At 42.3% G+C, this 12,478-nt stretch carries 22 protein-coding genes; all 22 read left to right on the top strand.

Annotated elements, in window-relative coordinates; translation table 11 throughout:
* Positions 1-420 precede the first annotated feature (420 nt).
* The 22 genes from Q8O77_RS02075 (at position 421) to Q8O77_RS01970 (ending at position 12,425) form a co-directional block, all read left to right on the top strand.
* Complete coding sequence (locus Q8O77_RS02075; protein ID WP_305551158.1) at positions 421-753, top strand: hypothetical protein; 333 nt, start codon at positions 421-423, stop codon at positions 751-753.
* Between the two features lie 101 nt (positions 754-854).
* Positions 855-1,097, top strand: a complete 243-nt coding sequence (locus Q8O77_RS02070) for a hypothetical protein (RefSeq protein WP_305551157.1) — start codon at positions 855-857, stop codon at positions 1,095-1,097.
* Positions 1,098-1,233: 136 nt separating this feature from the next.
* Entirely contained in the window at positions 1,234-1,893 is a 660-nt protein-coding gene (locus Q8O77_RS02065; protein WP_305551155.1) for a DUF6000 family protein, read from the top strand.
* 97 nt (positions 1,894-1,990) lie between these two features.
* On the top strand, positions 1,991-2,383 hold the full coding sequence (locus Q8O77_RS02060) for an ankyrin repeat domain-containing protein (protein ID WP_305551153.1): 393 nt from the start codon (positions 1,991-1,993) through the stop codon (positions 2,381-2,383).
* Between the two features lie 104 nt (positions 2,384-2,487).
* Complete coding sequence (locus Q8O77_RS02055) at positions 2,488-2,928, top strand: hypothetical protein (protein WP_305551151.1); 441 nt, start codon at positions 2,488-2,490, stop codon at positions 2,926-2,928.
* Positions 2,929-3,058: 130 nt separating this feature from the next.
* A complete protein-coding gene (locus tag Q8O77_RS02050) occupies positions 3,059-3,745 on the top strand; it encodes a hypothetical protein (RefSeq protein ID WP_305551149.1) in 687 nt (228 codons plus the stop codon).
* A 31-nt stretch (positions 3,746-3,776) separates the two neighbouring features.
* Positions 3,777-4,655: an alpha/beta hydrolase gene (locus tag Q8O77_RS02045; RefSeq protein ID WP_305551147.1), complete on the top strand. Its 879-nt coding sequence runs from the start codon at positions 3,777-3,779 to the stop codon at positions 4,653-4,655.
* 93 nt (positions 4,656-4,748) lie between these two features.
* Positions 4,749-5,147: a hypothetical protein gene (locus Q8O77_RS02040; protein ID WP_305551145.1), complete on the top strand. Its 399-nt coding sequence runs from the start codon at positions 4,749-4,751 to the stop codon at positions 5,145-5,147.
* A 98-nt stretch (positions 5,148-5,245) separates the two neighbouring features.
* Positions 5,246-5,590 carry a hypothetical protein gene (locus Q8O77_RS02035; protein ID WP_305551143.1) on the top strand — a complete coding sequence of 115 codons (345 nt, stop codon included), beginning with the start codon at positions 5,246-5,248 and terminating at the stop codon, positions 5,588-5,590.
* A 61-nt stretch (positions 5,591-5,651) separates the two neighbouring features.
* Positions 5,652-6,188, top strand: a complete 537-nt coding sequence (locus Q8O77_RS02030; RefSeq protein WP_305551141.1) for a hypothetical protein — start codon at positions 5,652-5,654, stop codon at positions 6,186-6,188.
* A gap of 99 nt (positions 6,189-6,287) precedes the next feature.
* Positions 6,288-6,683, top strand: coding sequence for a hypothetical protein (locus tag Q8O77_RS02025; protein ID WP_305551139.1), 396 nt, complete (start codon positions 6,288-6,290; stop codon positions 6,681-6,683).
* Positions 6,684-6,782: 99 nt separating this feature from the next.
* Positions 6,783-7,163 carry a hypothetical protein gene (locus Q8O77_RS02020; RefSeq protein ID WP_305551137.1) on the top strand — a complete coding sequence of 127 codons (381 nt, stop codon included), beginning with the start codon at positions 6,783-6,785 and terminating at the stop codon, positions 7,161-7,163.
* Positions 7,164-7,222: 59 nt separating this feature from the next.
* A complete protein-coding gene (locus tag Q8O77_RS02015; protein ID WP_305551135.1) occupies positions 7,223-7,798 on the top strand; it encodes a DUF6438 domain-containing protein in 576 nt (191 codons plus the stop codon).
* Between the two features lie 100 nt (positions 7,799-7,898).
* Positions 7,899-8,294, top strand: coding sequence for a DUF4279 domain-containing protein (locus tag Q8O77_RS02010; RefSeq protein ID WP_305551133.1), 396 nt, complete (start codon positions 7,899-7,901; stop codon positions 8,292-8,294).
* Between the two features lie 114 nt (positions 8,295-8,408).
* Complete coding sequence (locus Q8O77_RS02005; protein WP_305551131.1) at positions 8,409-9,020, top strand: hypothetical protein; 612 nt, start codon at positions 8,409-8,411, stop codon at positions 9,018-9,020.
* Positions 9,021-9,102: 82 nt separating this feature from the next.
* On the top strand, positions 9,103-9,603 hold the full coding sequence (locus tag Q8O77_RS02000) for an MltR family transcriptional regulator (RefSeq protein ID WP_305551129.1): 501 nt from the start codon (positions 9,103-9,105) through the stop codon (positions 9,601-9,603).
* Positions 9,604-9,693: 90 nt separating this feature from the next.
* A complete protein-coding gene (locus Q8O77_RS01995; protein WP_305551127.1) occupies positions 9,694-9,990 on the top strand; it encodes a hypothetical protein in 297 nt (98 codons plus the stop codon).
* A 108-nt stretch (positions 9,991-10,098) separates the two neighbouring features.
* On the top strand, positions 10,099-10,437 hold the full coding sequence (locus Q8O77_RS01990; protein ID WP_305551126.1) for a hypothetical protein: 339 nt from the start codon (positions 10,099-10,101) through the stop codon (positions 10,435-10,437).
* Between the two features lie 115 nt (positions 10,438-10,552).
* Positions 10,553-10,813 carry a hypothetical protein gene (locus Q8O77_RS01985; protein WP_305551125.1) on the top strand — a complete coding sequence of 87 codons (261 nt, stop codon included), beginning with the start codon at positions 10,553-10,555 and terminating at the stop codon, positions 10,811-10,813.
* 103 nt (positions 10,814-10,916) lie between these two features.
* Positions 10,917-11,525, top strand: a complete 609-nt coding sequence (locus Q8O77_RS01980; RefSeq protein ID WP_305551124.1) for a DUF2314 domain-containing protein — start codon at positions 10,917-10,919, stop codon at positions 11,523-11,525.
* Between the two features lie 100 nt (positions 11,526-11,625).
* Positions 11,626-11,913, top strand: coding sequence for a hypothetical protein (locus Q8O77_RS01975; protein ID WP_305551123.1), 288 nt, complete (start codon positions 11,626-11,628; stop codon positions 11,911-11,913).
* Positions 11,914-12,044: 131 nt separating this feature from the next.
* A complete protein-coding gene (locus Q8O77_RS01970; protein WP_305551121.1) occupies positions 12,045-12,425 on the top strand; it encodes a hypothetical protein in 381 nt (126 codons plus the stop codon).
* Positions 12,426-12,478: the final 53 nt, after the last annotated feature.

Here is a 12,478-nt window from a genome sequence, read left to right as displayed (position 1 = left end):
AATGTTGCATGCATTAAATTTACAAAGACGGAAAAGTCCGTGTTTAAATACGGATTTTTCCGCCCAATAAGCGTTAGCAGGTGTTCTGGTTTTAACGGTTTTAGTCAGTAGTTTTGTTCCGGCACTGCTCGCGTATGGTTTTCTTAGCGGCAGCGCCAAATGGTCAAATGTCCCCAGTTTGTGGGTTTGCTGCAAACGGTGGTGGCGGTAGCGTTGCTCTTCCTGGCTTCGCTTAAACAGTTTTACAGGCTCCGGTTGGCTCGCTGTGTCGCAGTTAACCGGTGTAGTTTTTAATTAATAGCAGCTTGCCGTTGTTCAGGTTTGCCAGTGCGGCAAGCCGCGCAAGTTCGGTGTGGGTGGCTAACAAGCAAAGGCAGCCGACGCGTACCGCGCAGCTGCTTTGAGCGTTAGGCCATGAATATGAGCAAGATCGAGTTACTGCCATCCTCTCTAAGAGAACTGTCCATATCTAAAAGAGAGATCGTATTGCCACTGCTGGCTGCACTTGAAGCCATCGATTTTTTTGAGTCTAGAGAAATTCAGATTCTTGGCTGGGAGGGGTGGATAAAGGACGCTCAAGGTCGCGTCGGTCATGGCAGTGCTCCACAAGGAACCGTTAGCCTTGAAGATCTCTCGGTACAAGAAGCCATAAAACTATGTCGCACAACTATTGCCAGTGAAGCGGCTCAATGGCAAGAAGAGAATCAAGGCACTACTGATGTACTGCACTTTTGCATTACAGTCCGGGCCTAACAATCGGCTGTTGTCGCCCCTCCGGGGCTGGGACGGCCTTTCCGCCGCTGCGCGGCTACAAGTCCGCCCCAAAGCCGGGCGTTATGTGGCATTGAGAGCTCATGATATATAAACAATACAGTGTCGTTAAGCTTAAAGAGCTGAATAGAGTTTTCTGTAAAGAAGATTCTATTATTGGAGATAGCCTTCCTAAAGTAGGCGATGAAGCTGCAATAGTAGAAGTTTATACTGAACCAACAATTGGCTATGAATTGGAATGTGTAAGTGAAAATGGTGACACATCTTGGTTGGTTACCTTTTCACCTGAAGATGCAGTATTTGAAGTGGTTTATGAAAGCACATAACAAGGCCAAGCAACACCGTTCGCTGCGCTCTCTGGACAGCCTTGCGCTTGCGCCTTTTGTGCATGGCTTCGCCATTATTGCACAAAATTCACAATCACAAGTCTGCCGTTGTTGGCGGCGTTAGCTGGGGTATGGAGTGACCAAAGAAATCAATGATGGACCTAAAGATCTTATTTCTTTGCATGTGGCTGGTGCGACCGTGAGGCATGCCAGTCCATATTCTGATCTTAAGGTCGATGAGAATGCTGAGCCTTTAGATAACGATTTTATAGCAACCTACGTGTCTCCCTTCTATCGGGGAAGAAAAGATACTGATGAATTCCGCAAGAAATACGTGGCGGTAAAATCCTCAATAGATACCACGCTTGTTTCAAAATTGCTTGGTGATTTTAACTGGCGACCAAGGTCTGTAGGTGCATATTTTGCAGCCCTTGGTAACATGAATGAGCTTGAGGATCATATAGGTAAATTGCTATTGCGGAGTGATGTTTGCTATGCAGGCCATAATTACTGCTTGGCACTAGCTTCCTTTTCGTCTCTAGGGGCTATTTGTTACCTGGAAAAATACCTAGGGTACTATCTCGAACAATCTGACTTGTGGTTTGATCAAAACTCTGCAATGGCGGCATTATCATACATAGGGGCAAAACGAGGTGAAGACTTAGTTAGTCCCTTTATGCCGTCGTGGCAGAAGTTCATCGTGAACAAGCCGAATTGGGACTTGGCTGCTGCTAATGAAAAGTTTATCCAACAAATGAGCTATCTAAGTGAATTTAAGCATGCAATCAGCAGCTAACAAAGTGCGGCATTCGGGGCCTACGGCCCCTGCGACGCTCACAAGTTCGCGCGCATGCGCAAGGCGTTATATTTGCATTCAGTATCGAGGTTAAATTTTGAATCAAAAGGAATTGGATGATGCATTAATTCAGGCGGCTGACTCTGACGTCGAATCAGCTCGAGAGTTACTTGCGGCTGGAGCAAATCCAAATGGCATGCCTTTGATTATGGCAATTCAGTGTGGTGCTGAGGACATGGTTTCTCTTTTCATAAAAGCCGGTGTTGACTTGAACTCTAGTTATTCTGATACAACACCTCTAATCAGAGCAGTCACTGCAGGTTACCCAAATATAGTAAAATTGCTTATTGTTAACGGAGCTAAGCCTGACTTGAAAGATACCACTGGAAAAACAGCGGAGCAAAGGCTATCTGAATGCTCTATGCCCCGTTTAAATGAGCACAATAAAAAGTTAATTACTGAGTACCTAAGTGGTGCAAAGCAAATATAACAATCGCCATCAAAAACGCGCCCTTTGGGCGCTCGACTCGCAACAAGTTGCTCGCGTTTGTGGCGGGCGTTATGTCGTTCTAAATTAACCGGGAGTTTGGGACTATGCTGCGAATACTTTCAGTACTTATCTTCCTTAGCTGCAGCACTCTAGCAATAGCAGAATCGTCAAAAAGTAATGTTGAGTGGGGAAAGCTGGCAAGTCTTAATTTGGCTCAAATTGAACAGCAATCCAGAGGCTACATCCAATTAAACAGGCCTGATTTGAATGGTGTTGAAATAAAGTGGACTCAGACAACCGCAAATTACAGCAAAAGTCAGGGGCCATCATTAGAAGTCGTGTTTCTTCATGAAAAGTCATTGAAACCTATAGAGGAAAGTCAATTATTAGGTCCTTTGCAAGGCGTGAAATATTACATGGAGTTTGTCTACGTAGAGTTTTCATTGAGCGGTGAACCATTGCACATTGGACTGAGAGAGGGCTTGTTAACTAACGACAAAGAGAGCTCAGAAAAAATTTTCATGGAAACTTATGATTCTTTTTAATTACAGTTTGGATAAGCAACATAACAAGCAAATTTTATCGCCAGCAAAAAGCGCCGGCTGCGACGTCAACCCGCTGCGCGGCTTTCCGCGCTAAATTTGGGCGTTATAAGGCTAGTTAGAGTTAAGTGTAATGACTAAGAAATTACTATTTTTATTAGCGGCGGCCTTGTTTAGCCTGTTTTCATACAAAATCATCATCGACAGTAGCAAGGAAAAGCCTTCAGATTACGTTGATGTAGATTTATCGTGGGTTGTTCCAATTTCAGAAAATAGTAATTCATTTAAATTTCGCATACCGAAAGAGTTTAACGCTACATATCGAAAAGGAGATTCATATTTCACCTTTTACGTAAAGCCGTCATCAGAGGGATTGCCTTTTGAAAAAATTGGGCCAACTAATTCAAACCATTTGAGAGTTCTTGTGAAGGCTGTGGATAGTGAAAAACGAATGAGATCCGTATATCTGATAAAAGAATCCCAATGTGTCCCAATCGAGAAAAAGAATAGTCCTTGTTTTGTTGGTGAGCTTGGTGAATTTGATAAATATGAATATGATTACGGGGCAAAAAAGACAACTATAGGTACGTACTTCCATAAAAAAGATGTCAACGGCTCGCCCATCGTTATAGATGATCCTGGAGACTGGTCAGTAGGCTTTCGTGCATATCGTCGGCTAAATGACAATATCGAAATAGATTATGTTTTCTCCAAAAAAGTAGGCATCGAACAATGGAATGCTCTTGATAAATATGTCGTTGATACCATAATTTCTTTCCAATCGCCTTATAACAAGGCATTGCAGCGGACAAGCCGCTGAATGCGGCGTTAAATTTTTCAAGGAAGAATTTATGAATTTCAGAGTTATTAAAAATGTTGTATTAATTGGAATTTTGCTAGCCGCGGGGGCTGCTGCATTTTTTAAGGCACAGCAATACAAAGAGGATTACACTTCTGATTTTATTGATGAAACGATTTACTCTTCGGTATTAGGCGAAAACAGGAAAATCTTTGTCCGGCTACCTAGTGGTTACGAGCGAAGTAAAAAATACCCGCTAATTATTAAAACTGACGGCAATTTTAATCTGAAACGCTGGGATGAAACATTGGCTGAGCTAAGCTCACAGGACATTACAGAAGATTCTATAATCGTTGCTATACCTAACTTATTTTGGGTTGACTCGAGAAACAGGGATTTAGTTCCTCCTTACGCTCGACGTGATGTAAGTATTGAAGCTCGCCCTGAAAATGATAATCATCCGGACATTTTTGGTAAAGCTGATAAATTTTTAGCATTTATCGAAACTGAATTGATCCCATATCTTGAGAAGAATTACTCTATCAACGACAACAGGTTGCTAAGTGGCTTTTCGGCAGGTGGGAGTTTGGTACTCTATACAATTGTTACTAAGCCGAATCTTTTTAGCGGGTATTTTGCTTTTAGCCCAGCAGCTTGGTACGACGATTCGGTGGTTGTAAAAGAGTTTGCAAAAAACTTGCCCGCTACCGATGGTAAACCTATTTTCTTATACCTTAGCTTGGGTGCAGAAGAAAACGAAATTATTACTGGTTCTTTCAAAGGGCTACTTAGTGCTTTGGAAACCAATGCTCCCGCCAATTTACAATGGGCATACAGTTATAGCGAAGGGGCTGGGCATAATGCTAACCCATATGTTTCCGTACCTAAAGCGCTCACTAAGTATTATGAATTTTGGGCAAACAAAATTTAACAAGGCCAGGCACGGCGACGTCTTTTCCGTTGCGGCTTTGCCTTCACTACAAAGCCGCGCGTGCTGGCGTCGTTATACACCATGGAAGTAAAATTGAAATTTAAGACTACATTTCAACAAAATCTGAAAGCTACTTTGAAATTCTTAAGTCTAGTTATTCCTGCGATTGCGTTATTTATCATTGTCGATTCGATCAAGGAGGGTGACTACTCAAACTTGATGATATTGGTTTATTTGCTAGCTTCCATGCCACTTGTTGTTCTCGCGACAGCGACATATACAGGGCTAAAGTTGTCATCCTTGAACAAATTTCTTTGTTCTGTGCTATTTGCTTTTGCCACCACAGTGTTTGTGGTTGCATACTATTTCTTGGCTTGGTTTATTGATGGGTCTGAACTAGATTTTTCCTTTTTACAGAGAATGTCAGCCATTATGTTTGTTGTCCTGGCGGGGATTTATTTACAGCTACCTTGGAAACAGAATGGTGTATAACAAGCGCCTTAAACATCGCGGCCTGCGGCCGCTGGACTCGCAACAAGTTGCTCGCCGTTTAGGCGTGCGTTATATGCCTTTGTCAGCGCAGGAGTAAAATGAAAGTTTCGTTGGGAAAACTAAGCGCATGGTTTGCTATAGTCGGTGCAATCGGAATATTCACGTGGATTCCTTGGCTAATATACAAATCCATTACTGGCGATAGTTCATACGATTTTTTAATGTTTTTTAGCATGATGGTTGGCGTGCTGCTTTCAATCGCTCACCATTTTTTAGCCTTCTTTGTTAAATGCCCTAATTGCGGCAAATCATTGATGGTTAGAGGATTCAAAAAAATAAAGCCAGATACTCATGACAGTGGGTTAGAAGTGGCATTTTTATGGTTTACCGACAAAGTCCACTGCATGCATTGCGGTGTTAAGGTCGATAAATGCGGCATATAACAAGCAAAGCCAGCCGACGCGTACCGCGCAGCTGCTTTGAGCGTTAGGAAGAGTAGAGACCATGGCGCATAATCCTGAGACTCCTATACAAACTTACTGGAAGGTTTCTAGCGACGATTACAGTGGTTACTGGTTTGATGCATATGGTTGGATTGCTTGCTACTTCGCGCAGCTAGAGGGCTTGAGCTACGCGCTTATCGAACTGTTATGCGATGGTGAAGACAAGGTTCGATTGATGAAATTGCCATTTCAAAAGCGGACGGACCTAGCCCGTGCAGTGGTTTGCGCACATTTTAGGGCGCAAGGAAAGATGACACTCGCGGATGAGTGGGATGCATTGCTCTGCGAGGCTAAAGCTGCTGCGCCATTAAGAAACAAAATCCTGCACAACCCATTAAGTATTAACTTAGCGCTAGGTGGTCGACTTACCGATACTGATGCCGGTATTATCTTGACTCACCAATCGGGCCAACCGATGCTTAAGCTCGGTGCAGTTCAAGAATTCGCAACGTCAATGCATGAACTTAATATTCGGATGCAAGATCTACTGACGCGTGGTCAGCTCATCCCACAGCGGTCTGGTGACAATTTTGCCTAACAATCAAATATTATCGCCAGCAAACGGCGCTGGCTGCGACGCCAACCGCGTGCGCGGTCGTCGCGCTAAATTTGGGCGTTATGTGCTAGGAGAGATTAGGTGAAGCTACTCAAGGTACTTGGATTAGTTGCTTTCGGCTTTGTGATTGGGCTATTTTCTTCGCAGTTTTTTATGACAGAATCGACAGAAGAGTACAATGCCGCAAGCGCCAAAATTAACGACGCATTACAAACAGCAGTTACAGTAACAACTCGGGATCAGCTAACCGCTATTCAACGAGATATTGAGCAATATAAAGATATTTTGAGTGCTTATAAATCTGGTATCACTACAGATGTGTTTATAAAAAATGAGCTTCAAAAGTTACAAGAGCATTTGAAGCTTCTTTCGCCTGTGTTAAACAGCGTAGATCAAGCAACAAAGCAATCATTTCATGAGACTGAGGAAAAATTGGCGCAACTTCAGTCAGATGTTAGTTTTTACTTTGGTGGTTAATATGTTCGCACATAACAATACGCTGTTGTCGCCACTGTCGTGGCTGGGACGGCTTACGCTGCGCTTCAGCCGCCCCAAAGCTTTGCGTTAGGTAGTGCAATGAAATCAAACCGATGTTTACCTCTAATTTTTGGGGCGCTCATACCAATAACTGTGAATGCACAAACTCGTGGTGGCACTTGTCAAAGTGCTATCTGTGAATTTACCGGGGGACTAATCGGCTTAGCTTTGCTTGTACTTTTTTTTCTTTCCCTTTCTGCATCGATAGCTAAACACGGTTTTTGGAAAGGGATTTTTGAACATACAGCAGTGCGGATTCTGATTGTATATTGCGCAATGATTACTGGGTTAATTTTTGCGATGCTGTTAGCTGTAGAAATTTTTGGAAAAATGGGGGGCGTTTTATTGTTCCTCGCCATTGTTTTCATGCCTAAGTCTTGGATAAAAAGCAATAAAGAAGATGATAAAAAAAGCACCTAACAATCGCCATCAAAAACGCGCCCTGTGGGCGCTCGACTCGCAACAAGTTGCTCGCGTTTGTGGCGGGCGTTATATTAACCAATCATCATCGAGGTTTTGTGTTTAAAAAAATACTTCAGTTAGCTTTAATATTCTCTATTTTTGGGTGCTCGGATACCGAACAATGGGAACCTAGAATTGAAAGAATGGTAGCCGATGCTCCGACTGAAGCGCAGGCTTTATCTTTCAGTCGTGGTGCTTGTTATGGCACTTGCCCCGTTTATGACTTTTATATATTTCCCGACGATAACTTTGTGTTTATTGGTAGAGCTCACGTTAAAAAAATGGGTGCCTATCGAGGCACGCTAGAAAAAGGCACTTTTCAAAGTTTGGTAAACTTAGTGGATAATAATAACTTTCTCAAACTGTCGCGAACTGGGTATTTTGGCAACTCTCATTCTGCAGATGCAACATTTAAATGTGGTTTATATAAAACAGACCACCCATCTGTTTCTATTGGTGTTCAGGTTCAAGAGTCAAAATTAACAGTGACCCATAATTTAGGATGCTCAGATTTCCCAGATGAACAGGTAATAGTAAAAATGTTTAGCAAGTTTGAGCAAGTTGTTATTTTAAATAGTAAAGGGTTAATATAACAAGTTGCTGAATTTCGTTCCGGCCACAAACAGCGTGGCCTCCACTGGACTGCCTACGCTACGCTGCGGCAGCCAATTAGCAAAGCGTTAGTACTCAAATATGATTGAAGATATTTCTGCAAGTATTTTGCTCCATGGTGAAAGATTTTCGCCAAATCAAGCTGAGAAAATCACTGGTTTGGAGCTTCAGGATAAAATGGAAGTGGGGGATATTGCGAGCAAAGGCCGATATAAAGGCAAAGCAATCCCATATGGGTCTGGCCTTCTCGTTCCTCCTAAGCATATTGATATGTTCGATAGAATAATGTGGTTGGTGAAAGCGTTAGATGGAAAAATTGATCAACTTAAAGAAATAGGCGCAGATGAGCCTAATATCTATATTGGCTATTTTTATAAAAATCAATGTAACCTAGTGCTTTCTAAAGAAGAATTAGCAGCATTGGCAAAATTGGAAATTGATTTTTCCTTTTCTTGCTACGACGTGAGCGATGACTAATAAAGTACTAACAAACGGCTTCATCGGACAAATTTCCGCTGTCACCTTTTTTGCGTGGCAAAAAAGCCGCCATCAAAAATTTGCTCGGTGAGCCGGGCGTTATAGGGATTGAACATGTTAGTAGAGAATGGCGGTGTTATTCGGCAAGAAAGAGCTTCTGCGATTGGAGAGTTAGTCAGAATTGTTATCTTGCAAAATCTTGATAAGTTGAATGATTTTAAATTTTTATATAAGAAATTTGATGCTGACCATTTAAATCAGCTGTCCAGAGAGCAAATAGAGGCAGAATGTCCAAGTTATTTTAGTCGTTGGATTGTTGCTCAAACTTTTACAGCTATGTCACTTGAAGCATTTTATTATGATTACATACAAAATAATGCATCGAAAACTCAGGCTGACAAGAAGCGTACTCCACCAGAAAGGTTTAAGTTTATTTGCTATGACCTGTTAAAAATCAGTTCCGATAAAATTGATGACTTGGTGAATAAGATAACTTTACTTGATAAAACCAGAACGCACTGGGTTCATAATAAGAGCGCAGACTTTGCTAGTTACAGAAAAGCTGCAGATTTCCTTAGTCCTGATGAGTGCGTAGGAATATTGACTGAAGTATTCGAGGTTATCTTCAAATATGATCGTGACTATATTTTGGCTCGTGAAATCAGTTTCAAACTAAAGCAAGTACAGCTAAATGTAGCTGCTGAAATTGATGCGCTCGCCCTATAACAATCGCCATCAAAAACGCGCCCGTTGGGCGCTCGACTCGCAACAAGTTGCTCGCGTTTGTGGCGGGCGTTAGGGATCTGAAATGAAACCGGAAGACTTAGAGTATTTCAGCAAGTTCCTTAAAGAGTTTCAGGCGGAGACGGATCGCGGCGCTGCATTAGTCGGTGCAGCTTTACTTGATGAACAGCTCCTTGAGCTCCTAAAGAGCCACCTTCTAAAGAAAAAGCAATCTAAAGAGCTTCTTGAAGGAGGAACTGCACCACTTGGCACTTTCAGCGCCAGAATTAAAGCCAGCTATTGCCTAGGGCTGATCACTGATTTAGAACATAAAGAGTTACAACTAATTCGCAAGGTGCGTAACGAGTTCGCACATCATGTTCACGGTTTAAGCTTCGTAGATGATGCGATTACTGCTTTATGCAATAACTTCTACGATCGAATGCCGGATGCAAAAGAGAAGGGAATTCCTCGTGATGCACGTGCTCGCTACATCGATTCAGTCATTTTCACATCCTTGGCGCTATGGTATCGACCTCAGCATGCGGAAAAATACAAGGCAGAGCAACGTGAGTGGTCTTATTAAACCCATCCCTAACAAGCGCAAGCACGCGGATCAATTTTCCGCTGCGCTCCAAATTGCCCGGTGTTGCGGGCGTTATGTTGGAGCAGCATATTGATCGCTCGTATTAAGACCATTAGTTTTGGTGCATCTATAGCGGCAATGCTTATTACGCTAGTTCTTTTATTAGGTAATGTTGAGTTTTACGGACTTCTAAGCGCATATATATTTTTAGTTTTGTGGAGCTTAGACAATGTATTTTTATGGTGTATCGATGATGACTTCGGTATCGCAAGCCAGCTGACAATTAAAAAAGACGCACCAAAAGCGATACGCTTTCTTGGGCTTATTTTTGTTTGCTTTACTTTGTATATTGGGCTTAAGGGTCTTATCGAGCATGTTTCAACATAACAAGTTGCTAAATTTCGTTCCGGCCACAAACAGCGCGGCCTCCACGGGACTGCCTACGCTGCGCTGCGGCAGCCAATTAGCAAAGCGTTAGCTAGAAAGGGTAGTTTAGTGAAAACAATTAAATATGTAGTACTGTCATCAACATTATTATTGACTGCGTGTGTTACGACTCCTTATCAGAAAGCAGGTTTTTTCAGTAGTACAGGTGGCTATGAAGACAAAGAAATCGCTGAAGGTGTGTATTTCATTACATCAAAAGTTAATGCCAATACAAATCCGTCAGTCGCTTTAGATTATTGGCATCGCCGGGCTAAGGAACTGTGTGGGCATTCAGAATATAAGGCAGAGGTTACTAACTCTTTTGATACCAATGTCAATCCAGATCCTTATTCAAGTACTAGTCAATGGCCTACAGCGTCTGGAAAAGTATTTTGCAAGAAATCATAGCTAACAATCGCCATCAAAAACGCGCCCTTTGGGCGCTCGACTCGCAACAAGTTGCTCGCGTTTGTGGCGGGCGTTAGCTGTCCGAGTTACCCACTGACTGTAAACCAGGAAAAAAATGTTTTTAATCAAAAAAAACGAAGTTACATTTATGCTCTGGTGGAAATTGATTGGGGCAATCGTAATGAGCGTATTTATGGTGTTTGCCATTCGTGAGGGAAGCTTTTTTGTTTCTGTTAGGGGGGAAGTAATAACGATAGAGAATAGACCAATAATGTTCCCTATTTTGATAGTCTCTTTCGTTTTAATGACGATGTTGTCATATTGGCAAGGCGGTTATGGCCTTTATCAAAAATATTTTGTTAACCAAAAACAATAAGGCAGCTAACAAGGGCAGCCACAAACGGCCACTGCGTGGCCTGGACCTCAACCGCTGCGCGGGTTTCGGCCTGTGCTGCGAGCGTTAGGCATCAAGTGAAAATATGATACGGATAATCTCTATAGTATTAATCTCTTTTGCTTCATTAGTGCCATATTTAGTTATTTTTAATAGGTGGCTGGATGTAGGGAATGATTTGGCTGGTTGGATATCAATGGCCTTAGGATGGATAGTTACCCCTATACTGCTTTTGCACTTCTGGAAGGTTAAACCGAGCCCTGAAGTAATACCAGTCGATGTTAATGACCCGATAATTCAGGAGCTTGTAGTTCGATCTCGTTCTGAATTGAATCGCTTCTTAGTAGGGTTAGAGGAAGGGAAAAAAGAGGCATATGTGAAGTTTCCTTATCAATTTGGTGATGAGACTGAGCATGTTTGGGGAGTGGCGCACTCAATCAAAGATGGGAGAGTAATCACATCACTTGAATCAAACCCGGTAGGAGAAGCAACTGAGGAGGTTTACGAGAGACTGAGCATTGATTTAGATTCTATTGAAGATTGGATGCTAGTAGATCGCTCAGGAAAAACTTATGGTGGGTATAGTATTTTAGGGCTAGCTAAAGTTTATACCCGTGACTACGGCAAGCTTCCCAAAGCTTACGCTCGTGATTTGGATAGGTTTGTAGATTTCTCATGGCCTGAAAATGCCTAACAAACAAATATTATCGCCAGCAAAAAGCGCTGGCTGCGACGTCAACCCGCTGCGCGGCTTTCCGCGCTAAATTTGGGCGTTATGTTTACAGGGAAGTGAAGTGAATAAATTAATTTTGCTGACACAGTTTCTTGCTATTTTTGCTTTAATAGCTTTGGTTGGTATCCTGTATTTGAAGTTAACTAAATCAAAGTTTACTGCTCGTAAGATTTATATTTTTACAATGTTTGGTGCAGTTATTGGCGCAACAGCAGCTGAAATATGTTTTACCTTTCTTGATGAGAATTTTAGTTTTAGTAATAACATCCAAAGTTATTTGGTGGGTAGTTTTATTGTAATCGTTACACTTGGTGCTTCATTTTATACTTTTCGCTGGAAAGTTGAGTAAACATAACAAGTTCCTTAGTTTCGTTCCGGCCACAAACAGCGTGGCCTCCACGGGACTGCCTACGGTGCACTGTGGCAGCTCATTAGTAATGCGTTATGTTGCAAAGGTTTAATTAGAGGGTAATTTGATTGGTGAACTTCATTTTTTGGGCAAGCCTAATCTGGGGCGTATTCGGGGTTTTAGGTGCTACCGGCCACTTTATTGCTAGTCAAGCAAATGGTTTTGGGCTAGCGTCTCCAATTGCATTTTGGTCTCAAGTTTTCCTAAGCGTTGTTCTGGTTGTTTCATCTATCGGATTTAAAAAGTGCTCAGTAATGATGACAAAGTTAGTTGGCTTCGCTTGGGTAGGATTGTTTCTATCTATGGCATTTACATCATTCGAAGCATACAAGGAATTTAATTCGTTAGGAGCCTTTGGTGGACTCGCGTTTTTTTCTTGTATTGTAGCCCTTGTTCTCAAGGGCTTGTTTAGTGAGGCAGTGCGTAAGCACTTGATGTCAAATGCAACATAACGAGGCGCATCACTCGCAGCCTGCGGCTGCTGGGACGTCAAACGTTAACGCGT

It is taken from the genome of Rheinheimera sp. (genome assembly GCF_030690345.1).
In the GTDB taxonomy this organism is placed as follows: Bacteria; Pseudomonadota; Gammaproteobacteria; order Enterobacterales; family Alteromonadaceae; genus Alishewanella.
Note: the sequence above shows the minus strand (reverse complement) of the source record. Positions and strands in the feature narration are given on the sequence as shown.

What these genes read in the sequence shown, in the direction of transcription:
- Q8O77_RS02055 (WP_305551151.1), top strand. Translation starts at nt 2,488, where the DNA reads ATGCTGCGAATACTTTCAGTACTTATCTTCCTTAGCTGCAGCACTCTA.
- Q8O77_RS02075 (WP_305551158.1), top strand. Translation starts at nt 421, where the DNA reads ATGAGCAAGATCGAGTTACTGCCATCCTCTCTAAGAGAACTGTCCATA.
- Q8O77_RS01985 (WP_305551125.1), top strand. Translation starts at nt 10,553, where the DNA reads ATGTTTTTAATCAAAAAAAACGAAGTTACATTTATGCTCTGGTGGAAA.
- Q8O77_RS01980 (WP_305551124.1), top strand. Translation starts at nt 10,917, where the DNA reads ATGATACGGATAATCTCTATAGTATTAATCTCTTTTGCTTCATTAGTG.
- Q8O77_RS02070 (WP_305551157.1), top strand. Translation starts at nt 855, where the DNA reads ATGATATATAAACAATACAGTGTCGTTAAGCTTAAAGAGCTGAATAGA.
- Q8O77_RS02045 (WP_305551147.1), top strand. Translation starts at nt 3,777, where the DNA reads ATGAATTTCAGAGTTATTAAAAATGTTGTATTAATTGGAATTTTGCTA.
- Q8O77_RS02050 (WP_305551149.1), top strand. Translation starts at nt 3,059, where the DNA reads ATGACTAAGAAATTACTATTTTTATTAGCGGCGGCCTTGTTTAGCCTG.
- Q8O77_RS02030 (WP_305551141.1), top strand. Translation starts at nt 5,652, where the DNA reads ATGGCGCATAATCCTGAGACTCCTATACAAACTTACTGGAAGGTTTCT.
- Q8O77_RS02005 (WP_305551131.1), top strand. Translation starts at nt 8,409, where the DNA reads ATGTTAGTAGAGAATGGCGGTGTTATTCGGCAAGAAAGAGCTTCTGCG.
- Q8O77_RS02035 (WP_305551143.1), top strand. Translation starts at nt 5,246, where the DNA reads ATGAAAGTTTCGTTGGGAAAACTAAGCGCATGGTTTGCTATAGTCGGT.
- Q8O77_RS02000 (WP_305551129.1), top strand. Translation starts at nt 9,103, where the DNA reads ATGAAACCGGAAGACTTAGAGTATTTCAGCAAGTTCCTTAAAGAGTTT.
- Q8O77_RS02010 (WP_305551133.1), top strand. Translation starts at nt 7,899, where the DNA reads ATGATTGAAGATATTTCTGCAAGTATTTTGCTCCATGGTGAAAGATTT.
- Q8O77_RS02020 (WP_305551137.1), top strand. Translation starts at nt 6,783, where the DNA reads ATGAAATCAAACCGATGTTTACCTCTAATTTTTGGGGCGCTCATACCA.